Consider the following 19,777-nt stretch of genomic DNA (forward strand, 5'->3'; position numbering starts at 1 on the left):
TCCCGGTAACGGAAGAAAGCCCCGCAACACGTTGCGGGGCTTTTTACATTAGAAGTCCGGCAAATTTCTGGCAGGGAATAGGGCATGAAACAGCAGGCAGGCATCGGTATCGTCCTGGCGCTCACTACGGCCATGTGCTGGGGGGCGTTACCTATTGCGATGAAACAGGTGCTGGAAGTGATGGAGCCACCGACCGTGGTGTTTTATCGCTTTTTGATGGCAGCCGTTGGCCTCGGCCTGATCCTGGCCTGCAAAAGAAAACTTCCGCCAATGCGTATTTTTCGCAAGCCGCGCTGGTTAATCCTGCTTGCCATTGCCACGGGGGGACTGTTTGGGAACTTCATATTGTTCAGTTCTTCCCTGCAATATGTTAGCCCTACGGCGTCGCAGGTGATTGGTCAACTGTCCCCTGTGGGCATGATGGTTGCCAGCGTCTTTATTCTTAAAGAGAAGATGCGTAGCACCCAAGTGATTGGCGCACTGATGCTTATTTGTGGTCTGGTACTGTTTTTTAATACCAGTCTGGTGGAGATTTTTACCCGGCTGACGGACTACACCTGGGGTGTTATTTTCGGCGTTGGCGCAGCAACGGTATGGGTCAGTTACGGCGTGGCGCAAAAAGTATTATTGCGTCGCCTGGCTTCCCAGCAGATCCTTTTTTTGCTGTACACTTTGTGTACGATTGCATTGTTGCCGCTGGCTAAGCCGGGAGTATTATTGCAGTTAAGCAATTGGCAACTGGCTTGTCTGATTTTTTGTGGACTGAACACGCTGGTAGGCTACGGCGCGCTGGCGGAAGCCATGGCCCGTTGGCAGGCGGCACAGGTTAGCGCGTTGATTACGCTGACGCCGCTATTTACATTGTTGTTTTCGGATTTGTTATCAATGGCCTGGCCCGATGTTTTCGCCAGACCGATGTTAAACCTGATCGGTTATCTCGGTGCGTTTGTCGTGGTTGCGGGCGCGATGTTTTCTGCTATTGGCCATCGTCTTTTAGGACGCTGGCGCAATCGCGAAGTGGTCGCCACTGTGCCCCGCTCAGGCGAATGAGTTACGGAGAGTAAAATGAAGTTTGTTGATGAAGCGACGATCCTGGTCGTAGCGGGCGATGGCGGTAACGGCTGTGTAAGCTTCCGCCGCGAGAAATATATCCCGAAAGGCGGTCCTGACGGCGGCGACGGCGGCGACGGCGGCGACGTCTGGCTGGAGGCCGACGAAAATCTGAATACCCTGATCGACTACCGCTTTGAAAAATCATTTCGCGCTGAGCGTGGTCAGAATGGTCAGAGCCGTGATTGCACGGGAAAACGGGGTAAAGATATCACCGTTAAAGTGCCGATTGGTACGCGTGTGATCGATCAGGGCACCGGCGAAACCATGGGCGATATGACGAAACACGGTCAGCGTCTGATGGTGGCAAAAGGTGGCTGGCACGGTCTGGGGAATACCCGTTTCAAATCCTCGGTAAACCGTACCCCGCGTCAGAAAACGATGGGTACGCCGGGTGACAAGCGTGATTTGCAACTGGAACTGATGTTGCTGGCTGATGTCGGTATGCTCGGGATGCCGAACGCCGGGAAATCGACCTTTATCCGTGCCGTCTCCGCAGCAAAACCGAAAGTGGCGGATTATCCGTTTACCACCCTGGTGCCAAGCCTTGGCGTTGTACGTATGGACAACGAAAAAAGCTTTGTGGTTGCAGATATCCCTGGACTGATTGAAGGGGCTGCTGATGGTGCAGGCCTCGGTATTCGCTTCCTGAAACATCTGGAACGTTGCCGTGTGTTGTTGCATCTGATCGATATTGAGCCTGTTGATGGCTCTGATCCGGTCGAAAATGCACGCATCATCGTTGGCGAACTGGAAAAATACAGCGAAAAACTGGCTGATAAACCACGCTGGCTGGTGTTCAACAAAATTGATCTGATGGATAAAGCTGCGGCGGAAGAGAAAGCCAAAGCCATCGCGCAGGCGCTGGGCTGGGAAGATAAGTACTATCTGATCTCTGCAGCCAGCCAGCAAGGGGTTAAAGATCTCTGCTGGGATGTGATGACATTTATCATCGAAAACCCGCTGACGCAGGCGGAGGAAGAGAAACAGCCTGAGAAAGTCGAGTTCATGTGGGATGATTATCATCGCCAGCAGCTCGAGGAAGCGGAAGCAGAAGATGACGAAGAGTTGGATGACGACTGGGATGAAGACGACGAAGAAGGCGTCGAATTTATCTATAAGCGTTAATAACTCTGAGACTTCCCCGGTGCGCCGGGGAGATTGTCGTCAAACAATGCCGGGCAGCCTGCTGACCCGGCATTTTTATTAGTTGTTCTGATAAATATCTTTATAGAGTCGGCTCTCAAAGCGTACCAGCGGGATCCGTCGATTACGTTGGTCCGCGGGCTCAACCGCATAACTGGACAGATATTGTACAAAGGCCATCCGCTGACCGCTGGCAGTGGTGATAAAGCCCGCCAGATTATAAACACCTTGCAGCGAGCCCGTTTTTGCCGAGACTTTGCCATCCACGCCTGCCTGGTGTAAACCCGCACGATACTGCAGAGAGCCGTCGTAGCCCGCCAGCGGTAGCATTGAGATAAAATTGAGTTCCGTATCATGCTGCGCAATGTATTGAAGCACCTGCATCATCGTGGCCGGTGCCAGCAAGTTGTGTCGCGACAGGCCGGAGCCATCGGCAATGATCGTATTGCCAAGGTCAACGCCAGCTTGCTGGCGCAGGATCTGCCGTACCGCATCGGATCCGGCGCGCCATGTGCCTGGCACACCAAAGCGCGCATGCCCGATCATGCGGAACACGGTATCAGCAATCATATTGTCCGATTTTTTTAGCATGATCTTCAGCAGATCGTGCAGCGGGGCGGATTGTTTACTCGCAATGATCGTACCGGGTTGATTTTCTTGCGTTTGGCGCAGTAAGGTGCCGGTGTACGTGATCCCGGCTTCTTTGAGTTCATCTTTGAGGATCGCCCCAGCATAGCTGGCGCCATCCTGAATAGCGAAAGCCAGTGGTAACGGATCGGCTCTCTGCGGAAGACAGCCGGTTAACGTGAAACGATTGAGATCGCCCGGCACCACATCCAGTTCGCAATACTGGGCATCCGACGAACCTCGTGCCAGCGTTCGCACCTGACTAAACATGTTCACCGGGTAGTATGACGCCACGCGAATATAGGCCAAATCGCCAGGTTTCTGGGCGCTGTACAGCGAAATTGAAAAGCAGTTACGATCGATAATTGCCGCAGCGGGCGGAGCGCTGAAGCATTGCGTCATATCATTCCACGGCCAACCGGGGGCTTTATCATGGCTGGCGAAAATGGACGTATCGATTAAGACATTACCGTCGATTTTCTGCACGCCTGACTTTTTTAGCGCGGCAACCATATTGCGCAGATCCTGGCGTTTTAGTGTCGGATCGCCGCCAAATCGTGCAATTAAGTCACCTTTTAATACGCTATTATCGACGGAACCCTTGCTTTCCAGCGTGGTGGTGAAGCGAAAATCCGGCCCGAGTTGCAGCAGGGCCGCCAGCGCGGTGATCACTTTTTGCGTACTTGCCGGCAGCGCCATTTGTTTACCGTGATAATCAATCTCGGGGGTCTGGCTGCCAACTTTTTGCACCATCAGCGCAAGATTCGCACCGTCCGGGAGCTGATTGATGTATTCGTCGACATTCGCAGCCTGAACATTCAAGGCTATACTGGTGGTCAATCCGATGATAAAGCTGGAAAATCGCATAATCTCGCGCTAAGAACCTGGAAACAAGCCGTCATACTACGGCGCATCGACCCGGAAAGTAAACGATGACCCATAGTGAACTTCCGGGTAAAATACGTATCAAATTGAAAAATTGCTGCTGACCTGGGGCTTTGTCCCCGGGTCAGTTTTCTTTTGCTTCTGCCCGGCGGTATACGCCTGTAATCGGGTGGATAGAGAGCTGCCGGGGCAGGACAACCTGCTCCTTACAGGAATGTTCAAGAGGTATAACAAATGCAAGCTATTCCGATGACCTTACGTGGTGCTGAAAAATTGCGCGAAGAACTGGAATTTCTGAAATCCGTTCGTCGCCCTGAAATTATCGCCGCTATCGCGGAAGCCCGCGAACATGGCGACCTGAAAGAGAACGCGGAATATCATGCGGCGCGCGAACAGCAAGGTTTTTGCGAAGGCCGTATCAAAGATATCGAAGCGAAATTGTCTAATGCGCAGGTTATCGATATTTCGAAGATGCCGAAGAGTGGACGCGTGATTTTTGGTTCGACCGTCACAGTCCTGAACCTGGATAACGACGAAGAGCAAACTTACCGCATTGTTGGCGATGATGAAGCTGATTTTAAACAGAATCTCATTTCCGTTAACTCGCCGATTGCTCGCGGCCTTGTGGGCAAAGAGCAGGATGATGTGGTTGTGATCCGTACGCCTGGTGGCGAAGTCGAATACGAAATCGTCAAAGTAGAATATCTCTGATTGCTGCATTTGCAGTAATTGTTGACGTATTGTAAAGAAAAGAAAAAGGCCGCATTGCGGCCTTTCAACAACACCTGGAGCGTGGCATTTTGCACCTCTGCTGGCGGAAACCCCTCGTTTTACACAGATCTTGTGTTCAATTCAGGATATTCTTAGCGTGGCAGCGCGATTTTACGCTCCGCGGTTGGGCGATAAAGCACCAGCGTTTTACCGATGACCTGTACGTTGCAGGCGCCGGTTTCGCGAACGATAGCTTCCACAATCAAGGTCTTAGTTTCTCTGTCTTCAGAGGCGATCTTCACCTTGATAAGTTCATGGTGCTCTAACGCTTGTTCAATCTCGGCCAGTACCCCTTCGGTCAAACCATTATTGCCAAGCATAACTACAGGCTTGAGCGGATGTGCCAGACCTTTCAGGTGCTGTTTTTGTTTAGTACTCAGATTCATCGTATATTTTGCTTACGTTGGGATTGAAAACGGTTCATTCTACCGCCATCTCCACTGTATCGCCAAATTGCACGTCGAAATTTATCGATGTCGACGATGAACCCGGATGGAAAGTTAAATGACAGGTAAAAAGCGTTCTGCCAGCTCGAGCCGCTGGCTTCAGGAACACTTTAGCGATAAATATGTTCAACAGGCGCAGAAAAAAGGGTTGCGTTCCCGTGCCTGGTTTAAACTTGATGAAATACAGCAAAGTGACAAACTTTTTAAACCGGGGATGACGATTGTTGACCTTGGTGCGGCACCCGGTGGATGGTCGCAGTATGCGGTCACCCAAATCGGGGGCAACGGTCGTATTATCGCTTGCGATCTTTTACCGATGGATCCAATCGTCGGTGTGGACTTCCTTCAGGGCGATTTTCGTGATGAATTAGTCCTGAAAGCGTTACTGGATCGCGTAGGTGACAGTAAAGTGCAGGTTGTCATGTCAGACATGGCGCCGAACATGAGTGGAACGCCGGCAGTAGATATTCCCCGCTCTATGTACCTGGTAGAGCTGGCGCTGGAAATGTGCCGCGACGTGTTGGCGCCTGGCGGTAGTTTTTTAGTGAAGGTGTTTCAGGGCGAAGGTTTCGATGAGTACCTGACGGAAATTCGCTCCCTGTTTACGAAAGTGAAAGTGCGTAAACCGGACTCTTCGCGTGCGCGTTCTCGCGAAGTGTACATTGTAGCGACCGGGCGAAAATGATACCTCGTTGATTTCGGCCTTTGGTTTGAAAGAAACGGGATATGTTGTATCCTGACGCTGTTTTTAACACAGTTGTAATATGAGGTTAATCCCTTGAGTGACATGGCGAAAAACCTAATACTCTGGCTGGTCATTGCCGTCGTGCTGATGTCAGTATTCCAGAGCTTTGGGCCCAGCGAGTCTAATGGCCGTAAGGTGGATTATTCTACCTTCCTGCAAGAGGTCAACCAGGACCAGGTTCGCGAAGCGCGTATCAACGGACGTGAGATCAACGTTACCAAGAAAGATAGTAACCGTTACACGACTTACATCCCGGTCAACGATCCAAAACTGCTCGACAACCTGCTGACGAAAAACGTCAAGGTTGTGGGTGAACCACCTGAAGAGCCGAGTCTGCTGGCTAACATCTTCATTTCCTGGTTCCCGATGCTGCTGTTGATTGGGGTCTGGATTTTCTTTATGCGCCAGATGCAGGGCGGCGGTGGCAAAGGTGCCATGTCGTTCGGTAAGAGCAAGGCGCGGATGCTTACGGAAGATCAGATCAAAACCACTTTCGCCGATGTTGCTGGTTGCGACGAAGCGAAAGAAGAAGTTGGCGAACTGGTTGAGTACTTACGTGAGCCGAGCCGTTTCCAGAAACTGGGCGGTAAAATCCCGAAAGGCGTCCTGATGGTTGGGCCGCCTGGGACCGGTAAAACACTGCTGGCGAAAGCCATCGCCGGTGAAGCGAAAGTCCCGTTCTTCACGATTTCTGGTTCTGATTTCGTTGAAATGTTCGTTGGTGTGGGTGCCTCCCGCGTACGTGACATGTTCGAACAGGCGAAGAAGGCAGCACCGTGCATTATCTTTATTGATGAAATCGATGCCGTAGGTCGCCAGCGTGGCGCAGGTCTGGGCGGTGGTCACGATGAACGTGAACAGACACTGAACCAGATGCTGGTTGAGATGGATGGCTTTGAAGGTAATGAAGGCATTATTGTTATCGCCGCAACTAACCGCCCGGATGTGCTTGACCCTGCATTACTGCGTCCTGGTCGCTTTGACCGTCAGGTTGTGGTCGGTCTGCCGGACGTTCGTGGTCGCGAGCAGATCCTGAAAGTGCATATGCGCCGTGTTCCGCTCTCTCCGGATATTGATGCGGCAATCATTGCGCGTGGTACCCCAGGCTTCTCTGGTGCAGATTTAGCTAACCTGGTGAACGAAGCGGCGCTGTTTGCCGCACGCGGTAACAAGCGCGTTGTTTCGATGGTTGAGTTCGAAAAAGCGAAAGACAAAATCATGATGGGTGCGGAACGTCGCTCCATGGTGATGACGGAAGCGCAAAAAGAGTCGACTGCATACCACGAAGCAGGGCATGCGATTATTGGTCGTCTGGTGCCGGAACATGATCCGGTGCACAAAGTGACGATTATTCCGCGTGGCCGCGCGTTGGGTGTAACTTTCTTCCTGCCGGAAGGGGATGCAATTAGCGCCAGCCGTCAGAAACTGGAAAGTCAGATCTCCACGTTGTACGGCGGTCGTCTGGCGGAAGAGATTATCTACGGTGTGGAACATGTTTCTACTGGTGCGTCGAACGACATTAAAGTCGCAACGAACCTGGCGCGTAACATGGTCACTCAATGGGGCTTCTCTGACAAACTTGGCCCGCTGTTGTATGCGGAAGAAGAAGGCGAAGTTTTCCTTGGCCGTTCCGTCGCGAAAGCGAAACATATGTCCGATGAAACCGCGCGTATCATCGACCAGGAAGTGAAAGCGCTGATTGAACGTAACTACAATCGTGCACGTCAGCTTCTGAATGACAACATGGATATCCTGCATGCAATGAAAGATGCTCTGATGAAATATGAGACCATCGATGCACCGCAGATTGATGACCTGATGTCGCGTCGTGACGTACGTCCGCCTGCGGGCTGGGAAGAGCCAGGTGCGAATAATTCTGACAATAATGGTACGCCGCGTGCGCCACGTCCGGTTGATGAACCACGTACGCCGAACCCCGGTAATACCATGTCAGAGCAGTTGGGCGACAAATAAGTTATCCACCGTTGATGACCTGTTCTTCTTCTAAAACCCCGGGCTTGCTCCGGGGTTTTTCTTTACTGTTTAACCACGTAATTATCAGGGTTTTTTAGACATGAAACTCCATGCCCAGGGCACCACGCTCGATCTGTCTCATCCTCATGTGATGGGCATCCTCAATGTCACGCCAGACTCGTTCTCGGACGGCGGAACGCACAACACGCTGATTGAGGCCGTCAAGCACGCCAATCTGATGATCAATGCAGGCGCGACTATTGTGGATATTGGCGGCGAGTCTACACGCCCCGGCGCTGCGGACGTCAGCGTGGAAGAGGAGCTGGAGCGTGTTATTCCTGTTGTTGAAGCCATTGCACAGCGCTTTGAAGTGTGGATTTCTGTTGATACATCCAAGCCAGAGGTTATCCGCGAATCGGCACGGGCAGGGGCGCATATCATCAACGATATTCGTTCGCTAACTGAACCTGGCGCACTGGAAGCGGCTGCGCAAACGGGCCTTCCCGTCTGTCTGATGCACATGCAAGGGCAGCCCAAAACGATGCAGGAAGCACCGAAATATGATGATGTCTATACCGATGTGAACCGCTTTTTTGTTGAACATATTGCGCGCTGTGAGCAAGCTGGTATTGCAAAAGAGAAATTGTTACTCGACCCGGGATTCGGTTTCGGTAAGAATCTCTCCCACAATTATGCGCTGCTTGCCCGGCTTGCCGAATTTCATCATTTTGGTCTGCCTCTGTTGGTGGGAATGTCACGGAAATCCATGATCGGTCAGTTGTTGAATGTCGGTCCTTCCGAGCGTTTAAGTGGCAGCCTCGCCTGTGCAGTTATTGCTGCGATGCAGGGTGCGCAAATTATTCGTGTTCACGATGTAAAAGAAACCGTAGAGGCTATGCGGGTGGTGGAAGCCACACTGTCAGCGAAGGAAAATAAGCGTTATGAGTAACCGTAAATATTTTGGCACCGATGGCATTCGTGGCCGTGTTGGCGACGCACCGATCACCCCTGATTTTGTTCTGAAGCTGGGCTGGGCCGCAGGCAAGGTTCTCGCTCGCCATGGTTCGCGTAAGATAATTATTGGCAAAGATACTCGCATATCCGGCTATATGCTGGAGTCTGCACTGGAAGCGGGCTTGGCGGCTGCCGGGCTTTCGGCTTCGTTCACCGGCCCCATGCCGACGCCAGCGGTGGCCTATCTGACGCGCACGTTTCGTGCCGAAGCGGGGATCGTGATTTCCGCGTCGCACAATCCTTTCTATGACAATGGCATCAAATTTTTCTCTATCGATGGCACCAAGCTGCCGGATGCCGTTGAAGAAGCCATTGAAGCTGAAATGGAAAAAGAGCTGACCTGCGTGGATTCCGCTGAGCTGGGTAAAGCCAGCCGTATTGTTGACGCAGCTGGCCGCTATATTGAGTTCTGCAAAGCCACATTCCCTAACGAACTGAGCCTCAATGAGCTGAAAATTGTGGTTGATTGCGCGAACGGTGCGACTTACCACATTGCGCCAAATGTATTCCGTGAACTGGGCGCAAAAGTTATCCCGATGGGCTGCGAGCCGGATGGGGTGAATATTAATGAGAAATGCGGCGCGACTGACGTTGCCGCGTTACAGCAGCGTGTTCTCGCAGAAAAAGCCGATCTGGGTATTGCATTTGACGGTGACGGCGATCGCGTCATCATGGTTGATCACCTGGGGAATAAAGTCGATGGCGATCAAATCATGTATATCATTGCGCGTGAAGGGTTGCGCCAGGGCCAGCTGCGCGGTGGCGCGGTCGGTACCCTGATGAGCAATATGGGGCTGGAAGTGGCGTTGAAGCAACTGGGCATTCCGTTTACCCGTGCGAAAGTCGGTGACCGTTATGTGCTGGAAAAAATGCAGGAAAAAGGCTGGCGCATTGGGGCGGAAAACTCCGGGCATGTGATTCTGCTTGATAAAACGACCACTGGCGACGGTATTGTTGCGGGGCTGCAGGTGGTTGCCGCGATGGTCCGCAACCATATGTCTCTGCACGATCTTTGCAGCGGCATGAAAATGTTTCCGCAGGTGCTGGTTAATGTGCGCTTCACGGCAGGCAATGGCGACCCGCTAGAAGATGATACGGTCAAAGCAGTGACGGCGGAAGTTGAAGCGACGCTCGGTAACCGTGGTCGCGTGTTGTTGCGTAAGTCAGGTACTGAGCCGCTTATTCGCGTGATGGTTGAGGGCGAAGATGAAGCGCAGGTAACGGCACTGGCAAATCGCATTGCGGATGCGGTGAAAGCGGTCTAACCGGGTGTTAAGTGTTTAAAAAGGCGGCTATTGCTGCCTTTTTATCAGGCGAAGATCGCAGTTTTGCTGTTTTTTTCCGCACTTGATAAAATGCGCTGAAATTGCCCTTGCGAAGGTCATTCGCTTTGGTTAGTATTCACACCCGCTTCAGTGGGAAAGCAAGAAACCTCCCACGATTATTGGTTTGAAGCATTGGCTGCGGCAACCCCGCAAGGAACAGGTTGATTATGTACGAAGCTCTTTTAGTTTTTTTCCTTATTGTAGCGCTGGCTCTTGTGGGTCTGATTATGCTGCAGCAAGGTAAAGGCGCTGACATGGGAGCCTCCTTTGGCGCTGGCGCGTCTGGTACGCTGTTCGGTTCAAGTGGTTCGGGTAACTTTATGACCCGTATGACTGCTGTACTGGCAACACTGTTCTTTATTATTAGCCTGGTGCTGGGCAACATTAACAGCAACAAAACCAATAAAGGAAGCGAGTGGGAAAATCTGAGTGCTCCGGCTAAAACTGAGCAGACTCAGCCAGCAGCGCCGGCTAAGCCGACCAGCGATATCCCGCATTAATCAGTAAGTCGTGCCGAGGTGGTGGAATTGGTAGACACGCTACCTTGAGGTGGTAGTGCCCGATTGGGCTTACGGGTTCAAGTCCCGTCCTCGGTACCAATATTCCAAAAAAAAGACATCGAAAGATGTCTTTTTTTTCGTCTGTATTCCGGGAAAATGATGACCATCGATGGTCCTTTTTTTTCTTGTCACGTACGGCTTCAGAATCTGTATTTCACACCTTTTCTTTTCATCCTGGCTCTCTGCATCTGTAAAAAACGAGGATCTCTTATTTATTGCTGCGCTGATTTTAGGCCAGGGTCATATTGTGCAAACCAATACCGGACTCAATGAACATCGTTTTTCTCTCCTATTCTCGAAAGAAGTTGTGCATTCAGACAGGGCACTACAACGGGGGGGATTAACACAATAAAAAAGGCCCATGATGAACATGAGCCTTTTTTCGGCAGATACCGACGATGAACCGCAGGCTGCTTTAATTCAGCAGAAACGGTTATTTCTTGTCACTGTTTTCCAGATTCTCAACCTGCGGCAAACCGTTGCCGGAATTGGCTGACAATAAACCCGTTTGCACATAATTAAACAGTTTTTCACGGGTATCGGTAATATCAAGATTACGCATAGTCAGTTGCCCGATACGGTCGTCTGGTGAGAACACCGATTCACCTTTTTCCATGGTCAGACGTTCTGCTTTATAAGTGAGGTTGTCGGAAACGGTATTCAGGATTGAATAGTCGTTACCACGACGCAACTCCAGTGTCACTTCACCGGTAATGGCGCTTGCCACCCAGCGTTGCAGAGAATCACGCAACATCAGAGCTTGTGGATCAAACCAGCGGCCCTGATACAGTAAACGACCCAGTTGGCGACCGTGTGCATGATACTGTTCAATGGTATCTTCGTTATGGATACCGGTTAACAGACGCTCATAGGCGATATGCAATAGCGCCATCCCAGGGGCTTCGTAAATGCCGCGGCTTTTCGCTTCAATGATGCGGTTTTCAATCTGGTCGCTCATACCCAGGCCGTGACGCCCACCGATACGGTTTGCTTCCAGCATCAGCTCAACATCATCAGCGAACGTTTTACCATTCAGCGCAACCGGGTGACCGCGCTCAAAACGAACGGTGACTTCTTCAGCCTGGATTTTGACGTTTTCGTCCCAGAACTTAACACCCATGATCGGATTGACGATTTTCACGCTGGAATTCAGGAACTCGAGGTCTTTTGCTTCGTGCGTGGCACCCAGCATGTTGGAGTCCGTTGAATATGCTTTCTCGGCAGACATTTTGTAGTCGAAACCGGAAGCAGTCATGAATTCGGACATTTCCTGACGCCCACCCAACTCATCAATAAAGTCAGTATCCAGCCACGGTTTGTAAATTTTCAGTTCGGCATTAGTCAGCAGGCCGTAACGATAGAAACGTTCGATATCGTTTCCTTTATAAGTACTGCCGTCGCCCCAAATATTCACGCCATCTTCTTTCATTGCGGCAACCAGCATCGTGCCTGTTACCGCACGTCCCAGCGGTGTGGTATTGAAATAAGTCAGGCCACCTGTGGTATTGTGAAATGCGCCACACTGAATAGCAGCAATACCTTCTGCAACCAGCTGTTTGCGGCAGTCGATCAGGCGAGCATTTTCGGCACCGTATTCTTTCGCACGACGGGGGATCGCGTCGTAATCATCCTCATCCGGCTGACCCAGATTTGCCGTATATGCATAAGGAACCGCGCCTTTTTGGCGCATCCACAGCAGTGCCGCACTGGTGTCCAGACCGCCAGAGAAAGCGATGCCGATACGTTGACCTGCGGGAAGATGCTTGAGAATCGTCGTCATAAAAAAATCCCTGCTTGATAGACCTGTGGAGACAGACTTTACAGCTGCGCCATCATGTTTGTGCCATCCACCAGATACTTATTAATGAATGGTTATGCAAAATAAATGAGTTTTCATTTAATCATCTTTTGACGTTGACCGAAAGAGAAGAGTGCAATTTTCATCGGATTAATGCTGCAATGTATCGATGGGGCATGTCATCCCTTCATTTATAATGTGCATACGTGCATGCGCACGAGATGCTAATGCCTGCTGTTGACAGACGGTTATGTTTATCAATATACTTCAGGCCGATTTTACGTCCCGTCTTCGGTACCAAATCCCAGCATTATTTGCAAATTAGCTCTCAAACGAGTAGAGTTTGTCACGTTTCAGGCGCGGGGTGGAGCAGCCTGGTAGCTCGTCGGGCTCATAACCCGAAGGTCGTCGGTTCAAATCCGGCCCCCGCAACCACTTTCCCTAAGTGTTTTTTTTCAAATATACTATGAAGACTTAACGCCTTCGTAGCCGGATTTGAAAAAAACACTCACGGAAGGTTCTCCAGGCTGCATTTGCAGCTATAGGGTTCAGTTATTTAAAGCCCCGACTTATCGGGGTTTTTTGTTATCTGACTACGGAATAACTGGGCTATACGCCCTTTTTTTATGTCTTGGGGGTGGACTTGTCCACATTAGAGCAAAAGTTAACAGAGATGGTTACTGCGCCAGTTGAAGCACTGGGCTATGAACTGGTCGGTATCGAGTTTATACGTGGGCGCACATCGACGCTGCGCATCTATATTGATAGTGAAGATGGCATCAATGTTGATGATTGCGCTGATGTCAGCCACCAGGTCAGTGCGGTATTGGACGTAGAAGATCCCATTACCGTCGCTTACAACCTGGAAGTGTCTTCACCAGGTCTTGAGCGTCCTTTGTTTACGGCTGCGCACTATACGCGTTTTAAGGGCGAAGAAGTCTCGCTGGTCCTTCGCATGGCGGTACAGAATCGCCGCAAATGGCAGGGCATCATCAAAGATGTTGATGGCGAGATGATCACCGTTACGGTCGAAGGTAAAGATGAAGTGTTCGCATTGAGCAACATTCAGAAAGCGAACCTGGTCCCCCACTTTTAACAGTCTGGATTGAGGTGAAAGGCCCCCAATGAACAAAGAAATTTTGGCTGTTGTTGAAGCTGTCTCTAATGAAAAGTCGCTTCCGCGTGAAAAAATTTTTGAAGCGCTGGAAAGTGCTTTGGCTACAGCAACCAAGAAAAAATATGAACAAGAGATCGATGTGCGTGTAAGCATCGATCGCAAAAGCGGTGATTTCGATACATTCCGTCGCTGGCTTGTCGTTGAAGAAGTGACTCAGCCAACGCGCGAAATCACTCTGGAAGCGGCACGTTACGAAGATGAGAGCTTGAACGTTGGCGACTACGTTGAAGATCAGATCGAATCCGTAACCTTTGACCGCATTACAACGCAAACCGCCAAGCAAGTAATCGTACAGAAAGTTCGTGAAGCTGAACGTGCGATGGTGGTTGATCAGTTCCGCGAGCACGAAGGCGAAATCATCACTGGCGTAGTTAAAAAAGTGAACCGCGACAACATTTCGCTCGATCTTGGTAATAATGCTGAAGCCGTGATTCTGCGTGAAGATATGCTGCCGCGCGAAAACTTCCGTCCGGGTGACCGCATTCGTGGCGTACTGTATGCCGTGCGCCCTGAAGCGCGTGGTGCACAGCTGTTCGTCACCCGTTCCAAACCGGAAATGCTGATCGAACTGTTCCGCATTGAAGTGCCGGAAATTGGCGAAGAAGTGATTGAAATTAAAGCCGCTGCCCGCGATCCGGGTTCACGTGCCAAAATCGCAGTAAAAACTAACGATAAGCGTATCGATCCGGTCGGCGCTTGTGTTGGTATGCGCGGCGCGCGTGTTCAGGCGGTTTCTACCGAGCTTGGTGGCGAGCGTATTGATATTGTGCTGTGGGATGACAACCCGGCGCAATTCGTTATCAACGCGATGGCACCGGCTGACGTTGCCTCTATCGTCGTGGATGAAGATAAACACACGATGGATATCGCTGTTGAAGCGGGTAACCTGGCGCAGGCGATCGGCCGTAATGGTCAAAACGTGCGTCTTGCGTCTCAACTGAGCGGCTGGGAACTCAACGTAATGACCGTTGAAGACCTGCAATCTAAGCATCAGGCTGAAGCGCATGCAGCGATCGATACCTTCACCCGTTATCTGGATATTGACGAAGATTTCGCCACTGTTCTGGTCGAAGAAGGTTTCTCTACGCTGGAAGAACTGGCCTATGTGCCTATCAAAGAGCTGCTGGAAATCGACGGTCTGGATGAAGACACCGTTGAAGCCCTGCGTGATCGCGCGAAGAATGCGCTGACCACTCTGGCACTGGCGCAGGAAGAAAGCCTTAGCGATAAAGCACCGGCTGAAGACCTGTTGAATTTGGAAGGTTTGGATCGCGCACTGGCTTTCAAACTGGCTGCTCGTGGTGTTTGTACGCTGGAAGACCTCGCTGAGCAAGGCGTGGATGACCTGAGTGATATCGAAGGTTTAACCGACGAGAAAGCAGGTGAGCTCATCATGGCCGCACGTAATATTTGCTGGTTTGGTGACGAAGCGTAATAAACTGTAGCAGGAAGGAACAGCATGACAGATGTAACCGTAAAAACGCTGGCCGCTGAGATTCAGACCTCTGTGGACCGCCTGGTACAGCAATTTGCTGACGCAGGGATCCGCAAGTCCTCTGAAGATTCAGTGACGGCACAAGAAAAGCAGACGCTATTAGCGCACCTGAACCGTGAACACGGTGCCGGGCCTGATAAGCTGACGCTGCAGCGCAAAACGCGCAGCACATTAAGTATTCAGGGCACCGGTGGTAAAAGTAAATCGGTGCAGATCGAAGTCCGTAAAAAACGCACCTTTGTAAAACGCGATCCACAAGAGGCTGAACGTCTCGCTGCGGAAGAAGAGGCGATGCGTGAAGCGGAAGAGAAGGCCCGTCGTGAAGCGCAGGAAGCCGCTGAACGCGAAGCCGAGGAAAAAGCAAAGCGTGACGCCGAAAGCCGTGTGAAACGTGAAGCCGAAGAAAAAGCTAAACGCGAACATGCTGAAAACGCAAAACGCGAGGCTGCGGAAAATAGCAAAGTGAGCAACCAACAATCTGACGAAATGACCAGGACAGCCCAGGCGGAAAAAGCTCGCCGTGAATCCGAAGCGCAAGAACTCAAGCGCAAAGCGGAGGAAGAGGCTCGTCGTAAACTGGAAGAAAACGCGCGTCGCGTAGCGGAAGAAGCTCGTCGTATGGCAGAACAGAACGAAAATGGCTGGAGCGCTGGTAGCGATGAAGAAGAAACTACCGGTGATTATCACGTAACCACTTCCCAGCATGCGCGTCAGGCTGAAGATGACAACGACCGTGAAGTTGAAGGCGGGCGTGGTCGCGGTCGCACTGCGAAAGCAGCGCGTCCGAAGAAAGGCAACAAGCACGCTGAAAGTAAAGCCGATCGTGAAGAAGCGCGTGCTGCTGTTCGTGGTGGTAAAGGCGGCAGACAGCGTAAAGGTTCTTCTCTGCAGCAGGGCTTCCAAAAGCCGGTGCAGGCTGTTAACCGTGACGTGGTGATTGGCGAAACCCTGACCGTTGGCGAACTGGCTAACAAAATGGCGGTAAAAGGCTCTCAGGTCATCAAAGCGATGATGAAACTGGGCGCGATGGCCACCATTAACCAGGTTATCGACCAGGAAACCGCACAGCTCGTTGCTGAAGAAATGGGGCACAAAGTCATCCTGCGTCGTGAAAACGAACTGGAAGAAGCGGTAATGAGCGACCGTGATACAGGTGCTGCGGCAGAACCGCGTGCGCCAGTGGTGACCATTATGGGCCACGTTGACCACGGTAAAACCTCTCTGCTTGACTACATTCGTTCGACGAAAGTGGCTTCTGGCGAAGCGGGTGGCATTACTCAGCACATCGGTGCTTACCATGTCGAAACGGACAACGGTATGATCACCTTCCTGGATACCCCAGGTCACGCCGCGTTTACCGCAATGCGTGCCCGTGGTGCTCAGGCAACGGATATTGTGGTGCTGGTTGTTGCTGCAGACGACGGCGTGATGCCGCAGACCATCGAAGCTATCCAGCACGCGAAAGCGGCACAGGTACCGGTGGTGGTCGCAGTGAACAAGATCGATAAACCAGAAGCCGATCCGGATCGCGTTAAAAACGAGCTGACCCAGTACGGGATCATCCCAGAAGAGTGGGGCGGCGAAAGCCAGTTCGTACACGTATCTGCGAAAGCCGGTACCGGTATCGATGAACTGCTTGATGCCATCCTGCTGCAAGCTGAAGTTCTGGAACTGAAAGCCGTGCGTAAAGGGATGGCAAGCGGTGTGGTTATCGAATCCTTCCTGGATAAAGGTCGTGGTCCGGTAGCAACGGTTCTGGTTCGCGAAGGTACGCTGCATAAAGGCGATATCGTGCTGTGTGGTTTTGAGTACGGTCGTGTGCGTGCTATGCGTGACGAATTAGGTCGTGAAGTGAGCGAAGCCGGTCCGTCTATTCCAGTAGAAATTCTCGGTTTGTCCGGTGTTCCTGCTGCGGGTGATGAAGCGACTGTCGTTCGTGACGAGAAGAAAGCGCGTGAAGTGGCGCTGTACCGTCAGGGCAAATTCCGCGAAGTTAAACTGGCACGTCAGCAGAAATCCAAACTGGAAAACATGTTTGCCAACATGACCGAAGGTGAAGTTCATGAAGTGAACATCGTCATGAAAGCAGACGTTCAGGGTTCTGTAGAGGCGATTGCCGACTCACTGCTGAAACTGTCTACCGACGAAGTGAAAGTGAAGATCGTTGGCTCCGGCGTCGGTGGGATCACCGAAACCGATGCGACCCTTGCTGCCGCTTCCAACGCCATTCTGGTTGGCTTCAACGTTCGTGCAGATGCCTCTGCGCGCCGCGTAATCGAAGCAGAAAGCCTGGATCTGCGTTACTACTCCGTCATCTATAACCTGATCGACGAAGTGAAAGCGGCGATGAGCGGTATGCTGTCTCCGGAACTGAAACAGCAGATCATCGGTCTGGCGGAAGTTCGTGATGTCTTCAAATCACCGAAATTTGGCGCCATCGCAGGCTGTATGGTTACCGAAGGTGTGGTTAAACGTCACAATCCGATCCGCGTACTGCGTGACAACGTGGTTATCTATGAAGGCGAGCTGGAATCCCTGCGTCGCTTCAAAGATGACGTCAACGAAGTGCGTAACGGTATGGAATGTGGTATCGGCGTGAAGAACTACAATGACGTACGTACCGGTGACATGATCGAAGTGTTCGAAATCATTGAGATCCAGCGTACCATCGAGTAATCGACGCGACAGTGTCAGTCATGTAGGCCGGGTAAGCGAAGCGCCACCCGGCAAGAAATATCAAAAGGGGCTACGGCCCCTTTTTAGTCTGGAGAATTATTATGGCGAAAGAATTTGGTCGCCCTCAGCGCGTCGCTCAGGAGCTGCAAAAAGAAATTGCTATCATCTTGCAGCGCGAAATTAAAGATCCGCGTTTAGGCATGATGACCACCGTTTCTGGAGTGGAAGTGTCCCGCGATCTGGCTTACGCCAAAGTGTTTGTGACGTTCCTCAACGACAAAGACGAAGCCTCTGTCAAAGCGGGTATTAAAGCATTGCATGATGCGTCAGGATTTATCCGTACCCTGTTGGGGAAAGCGATGCGTTTGCGTATTGTGCCGGAACTGACCTTCTTCTATGACAACTCGCTGGTAGAAGGGATGCGCATGTCTAATCTCGTAACAAGCGTTGTGAAACACGATGACGAGCGTCGGGTGAATCCGGACGACAGCAAGGAGGACTGATGAGTCGTCCTCGTCGTCGCGGTCGCGATGTGCATGGCGTGTTGCTGCTGGATAAACAGCAAGGCGCGTCCAGCAATGATGTCTTGCAAAAAGTGAAGCGCCTCTATAATGCCAACCGCGCCGGGCATACTGGCGCGCTGGATCCGCTGGCCACCGGCATGCTGCCGATTTGTCTGGGTGAAGCGACGAAATTCTCTCAATATTTGCTGGATTCTGATAAACGCTACCGGGTGATTGCTCGCCTTGGTCAGCGTACGGATACCTCGGATGCAGATGGGCAGATTGTTGAAGAACGCCCGCTGACGTTCACCGCAGAGCAACTGGCGGCGGCGTTGGAAAGTTTCCGCGGTGATACGCAACAGATCCCGTCGATGTATTCTGCGTTGAAGTATCAAGGAAAGAAGCTCTACGAATATGCGCGCCAGGGGATTGACGTCCCGCGTGAGGCCCGGCCAATCACGGTTTATGAGCTGCTGTTTATACGCCATGAAGGTAATGAACTTGAGTTGGAAATTCATTGCTCGAAGGGGACGTATATCCGCACGATCGTTGATGATCTTGGCGAGAAACTCGGTTGCGGCGCACACGTTATTTACCTGCGTCGTCTGGCGGTGAGTAAGTACCCCGTCGAGCGAATGGTCACGCTTGAACAGTTACGTGAACTGGTGGAGCAGGCTGAGCAGCAGGCTACTCCGGCGGCGCAATTATTGGATCCCTTGCTCATGCCGATGGACAGCCCTGCGTCTGATTTCCCGGTTGTTAATATTCCGTCCGTTGTGGCTGCATACTTTAAAAACGGTCAGCCGGTGCGTACATCGGCCGCACCAAAAGAGGGGCTGGTACGCGTGACAGAAGGTGACGAAGCGAAATTCATCGGCATGGGTGAAATTGACGATGAAGGCCGCATTGCACCGCGTCGTCTGGTTGTGGAGTATCCTGCCGTATAACGGCCTCTCCTTGCGGGAAGCTGCTACTGCGAGTAGAATATTGCCGCTTAACGTCGGGCTATGTATTTAACATCGTGCGTCGTTAAACCTGGGGTCGCTGAATTAGAGATCGGCGCCCTTTCATTTTTATTATTATTGGAGTTTAAAATGTCTCTAAGCGTTGAAGCTAAAGCGAAAATCGTTTCCGAGTTTGGTCGTGGTTCTAACGACAGCGGTTCTACCGAAGTTCAGGTTGCACTGCTGACTGCTCAGATCAACCACCTGCAGGGTCACTTTGCAGAGCACAAAAAAGATCACCACAGCCGTCGTGGTCTGCTGCGCATGGTTTCTCAGCGTCGTAAACTGCTCGACTACCTGAAACGTAAAGACGTTGCACGCTACACCGCGCTGATCGAGCGTCTGGGTCTGCGTCGCTAAGTCTGGCGAGTTTCAAGAAGGGGCCTTCAAGGCCCCTTTTTTCAACCAGGCGGCAGCAATTGGCAGTAAACTAATGTATTGTTGCCATGTATGATCTTCGTTGCAGAGGTTCGCGCGGCTAATGAGAGGCTTTATCCGCAATGGGGCGGGTCAGGGTTGTC

The 19,777-nt window shown here is 51.6% G+C and carries 17 protein-coding genes and 2 tRNA genes; 16 read left to right on the plus strand and 3 right to left on the minus strand.

Annotated elements, in window-relative coordinates; genetic code table 11:
- Positions 1–84 precede the first annotated feature (84 nt).
- Together ABGA49_RS12150 and cgtA are read left to right on the plus strand one after the other, a co-directional pair.
- Complete coding sequence (locus ABGA49_RS12150) at positions 85–1,050, plus strand: DMT family transporter (RefSeq protein ID WP_134318637.1); 966 nt, start codon at positions 85–87, stop codon at positions 1,048–1,050.
- Positions 1,051–1,065: 15 nt separating this feature from the next.
- Positions 1,066–2,238, plus strand: coding sequence for an Obg family GTPase CgtA (gene cgtA / locus ABGA49_RS12155; protein WP_347665607.1), 1,173 nt, complete (start codon positions 1,066–1,068; stop codon positions 2,236–2,238).
- Positions 2,239–2,316: 78 nt separating this feature from the next.
- Here cgtA and dacB read toward each other — a convergent pair whose 3' ends face one another.
- On the minus strand, positions 2,317–3,750 hold the full coding sequence (gene dacB / locus ABGA49_RS12160) for a serine-type D-Ala-D-Ala carboxypeptidase (protein ID WP_061493011.1): 1,434 nt from the start codon (positions 3,748–3,750) through the stop codon (positions 2,317–2,319).
- Positions 3,751–4,002: 252 nt separating this feature from the next.
- On the opposite strand from dacB, the gene greA reads away from it, so the two are divergent.
- The gene (gene greA, locus ABGA49_RS12165; RefSeq protein WP_061493012.1) at positions 4,003–4,479 is read left to right on the plus strand and encodes a transcription elongation factor GreA; all 477 of its coding nucleotides are present in this window, start codon (positions 4,003–4,005) and stop codon (positions 4,477–4,479) included.
- Positions 4,480–4,631: 152 nt separating this feature from the next.
- Here the strand turns inward: greA and yhbY are convergent, their stop codons facing one another.
- A complete protein-coding gene (gene yhbY / locus ABGA49_RS12170) occupies positions 4,632–4,925 on the minus strand; it encodes a ribosome assembly RNA-binding protein YhbY (protein ID WP_061493013.1) in 294 nt (97 codons plus the stop codon).
- Positions 4,926–5,043: 118 nt separating this feature from the next.
- On the opposite strand from yhbY, the gene rlmE reads away from it, so the two are divergent.
- The 6 genes from rlmE to ABGA49_RS12200 all read left to right on the plus strand — a co-directional run bounded on the left by rlmE (position 5,044) and on the right by ABGA49_RS12200 (position 10,642).
- Complete coding sequence (gene rlmE / locus ABGA49_RS12175) at positions 5,044–5,670, plus strand: 23S rRNA (uridine(2552)-2'-O)-methyltransferase RlmE (RefSeq protein ID WP_061493014.1); 627 nt, start codon at positions 5,044–5,046, stop codon at positions 5,668–5,670.
- A 102-nt stretch (positions 5,671–5,772) separates the two neighbouring features.
- Positions 5,773–7,704 (plus strand): ATP-dependent zinc metalloprotease FtsH, encoded by a 1,932-nt coding sequence (gene ftsH / locus ABGA49_RS12180; protein ID WP_061493015.1) that lies wholly within the window; start codon positions 5,773–5,775, stop codon positions 7,702–7,704.
- Positions 7,705–7,804: 100 nt separating this feature from the next.
- The gene (gene folP / locus ABGA49_RS12185; protein WP_061493016.1) at positions 7,805–8,653 is read left to right on the plus strand and encodes a dihydropteroate synthase; all 849 of its coding nucleotides are present in this window, start codon (positions 7,805–7,807) and stop codon (positions 8,651–8,653) included.
- A complete protein-coding gene (gene glmM / locus ABGA49_RS12190) occupies positions 8,646–9,983 on the plus strand; it encodes a phosphoglucosamine mutase (RefSeq protein ID WP_061493017.1) in 1,338 nt (445 codons plus the stop codon). The genes folP and glmM overlap by 8 nt, the downstream gene beginning before the upstream one ends.
- A 227-nt stretch (positions 9,984–10,210) precedes the next feature.
- Positions 10,211–10,543, plus strand: coding sequence for a preprotein translocase subunit SecG (gene secG / locus ABGA49_RS12195; RefSeq protein ID WP_061493018.1), 333 nt, complete (start codon positions 10,211–10,213; stop codon positions 10,541–10,543).
- 12 nt (positions 10,544–10,555) lie between these two features.
- Positions 10,556–10,642, plus strand: a tRNA-Leu gene (locus tag ABGA49_RS12200).
- Between the two features lie 394 nt (positions 10,643–11,036).
- Here the strand turns inward: ABGA49_RS12200 and argG are convergent.
- On the minus strand, positions 11,037–12,383 hold the full coding sequence (gene argG / locus ABGA49_RS12205) for an argininosuccinate synthase (RefSeq protein ID WP_061493020.1): 1,347 nt from the start codon (positions 12,381–12,383) through the stop codon (positions 11,037–11,039).
- A 376-nt stretch (positions 12,384–12,759) separates the two neighbouring features.
- Between argG and ABGA49_RS12210 the strand changes: the two genes are divergently transcribed.
- The 7 genes from ABGA49_RS12210 to rpsO all read left to right on the plus strand — a co-directional run bounded on the left by ABGA49_RS12210 (position 12,760) and on the right by rpsO (position 19,616).
- A tRNA-Met gene (locus ABGA49_RS12210) sits at positions 12,760–12,836 on the plus strand.
- Positions 12,837–13,044: 208 nt separating this feature from the next.
- Entirely contained in the window at positions 13,045–13,497 is a 453-nt protein-coding gene (rimP, locus tag ABGA49_RS12215) for a ribosome maturation factor RimP (RefSeq protein WP_061499745.1), read from the plus strand.
- Between the two features lie 28 nt (positions 13,498–13,525).
- Positions 13,526–15,013 (plus strand): transcription termination factor NusA, encoded by a 1,488-nt coding sequence (gene nusA, locus ABGA49_RS12220; protein WP_061493021.1) that lies wholly within the window; start codon positions 13,526–13,528, stop codon positions 15,011–15,013.
- A 24-nt stretch (positions 15,014–15,037) separates the two neighbouring features.
- Positions 15,038–17,749, plus strand: a complete 2,712-nt coding sequence (gene infB / locus ABGA49_RS12225; protein WP_061493022.1) for a translation initiation factor IF-2 — start codon at positions 15,038–15,040, stop codon at positions 17,747–17,749.
- Between the two features lie 101 nt (positions 17,750–17,850).
- Positions 17,851–18,252: a 30S ribosome-binding factor RbfA gene (gene rbfA, locus ABGA49_RS12230; protein ID WP_061493023.1), complete on the plus strand. Its 402-nt coding sequence runs from the start codon at positions 17,851–17,853 to the stop codon at positions 18,250–18,252.
- Positions 18,252–19,199 (plus strand): tRNA pseudouridine(55) synthase TruB, encoded by a 948-nt coding sequence (truB, locus tag ABGA49_RS12235; protein ID WP_347665608.1) that lies wholly within the window; start codon positions 18,252–18,254, stop codon positions 19,197–19,199. Before rbfA ends, truB begins: the two co-directional genes overlap by 1 nt.
- 147 nt (positions 19,200–19,346) lie before the next feature.
- Entirely contained in the window at positions 19,347–19,616 is a 270-nt protein-coding gene (rpsO, locus tag ABGA49_RS12240; protein ID WP_017457357.1) for a 30S ribosomal protein S15, read from the plus strand.
- Positions 19,617–19,777: the final 161 nt, after the last annotated feature.

The sequence above is a fragment of the Kosakonia sp. WA-90 genome (assembly GCF_039871955.1).
GTDB lineage: Bacteria > Pseudomonadota > Gammaproteobacteria > Enterobacterales > Enterobacteriaceae > Kosakonia > Kosakonia oryzendophytica.

Excerpts from the sequence above, each read along its gene's own strand:
- dacB (WP_061493011.1), bottom strand. The coding sequence starts at position 3,750 with ATGCGATTTTCCAGCTTTATCATCGGATTGACCACCAGTATAGCCTTG.
- rpsO (WP_017457357.1), top strand. The coding sequence starts at position 19,347 with ATGTCTCTAAGCGTTGAAGCTAAAGCGAAAATCGTTTCCGAGTTTGGT.
- rlmE (WP_061493014.1), top strand. The coding sequence starts at position 5,044 with ATGACAGGTAAAAAGCGTTCTGCCAGCTCGAGCCGCTGGCTTCAGGAA.
- truB (WP_347665608.1), top strand. The coding sequence starts at position 18,252 with ATGAGTCGTCCTCGTCGTCGCGGTCGCGATGTGCATGGCGTGTTGCTG.
- ftsH (WP_061493015.1), top strand. The coding sequence starts at position 5,773 with ATGGCGAAAAACCTAATACTCTGGCTGGTCATTGCCGTCGTGCTGATG.
- yhbY (WP_061493013.1), bottom strand. The coding sequence starts at position 4,925 with ATGAATCTGAGTACTAAACAAAAACAGCACCTGAAAGGTCTGGCACAT.
- cgtA (WP_347665607.1), top strand. The coding sequence starts at position 1,066 with ATGAAGTTTGTTGATGAAGCGACGATCCTGGTCGTAGCGGGCGATGGC.
- rbfA (WP_061493023.1), top strand. The coding sequence starts at position 17,851 with ATGGCGAAAGAATTTGGTCGCCCTCAGCGCGTCGCTCAGGAGCTGCAA.
- nusA (WP_061493021.1), top strand. The coding sequence starts at position 13,526 with ATGAACAAAGAAATTTTGGCTGTTGTTGAAGCTGTCTCTAATGAAAAG.
- infB (WP_061493022.1), top strand. The coding sequence starts at position 15,038 with ATGACAGATGTAACCGTAAAAACGCTGGCCGCTGAGATTCAGACCTCT.
- secG (WP_061493018.1), top strand. The coding sequence starts at position 10,211 with ATGTACGAAGCTCTTTTAGTTTTTTTCCTTATTGTAGCGCTGGCTCTT.
- greA (WP_061493012.1), top strand. The coding sequence starts at position 4,003 with ATGCAAGCTATTCCGATGACCTTACGTGGTGCTGAAAAATTGCGCGAA.
- ABGA49_RS12150 (WP_134318637.1), top strand. The coding sequence starts at position 85 with ATGAAACAGCAGGCAGGCATCGGTATCGTCCTGGCGCTCACTACGGCC.
- folP (WP_061493016.1), top strand. The coding sequence starts at position 7,805 with ATGAAACTCCATGCCCAGGGCACCACGCTCGATCTGTCTCATCCTCAT.
- glmM (WP_061493017.1), top strand. The coding sequence starts at position 8,646 with ATGAGTAACCGTAAATATTTTGGCACCGATGGCATTCGTGGCCGTGTT.
- argG (WP_061493020.1), bottom strand. The coding sequence starts at position 12,383 with ATGACGACGATTCTCAAGCATCTTCCCGCAGGTCAACGTATCGGCATC.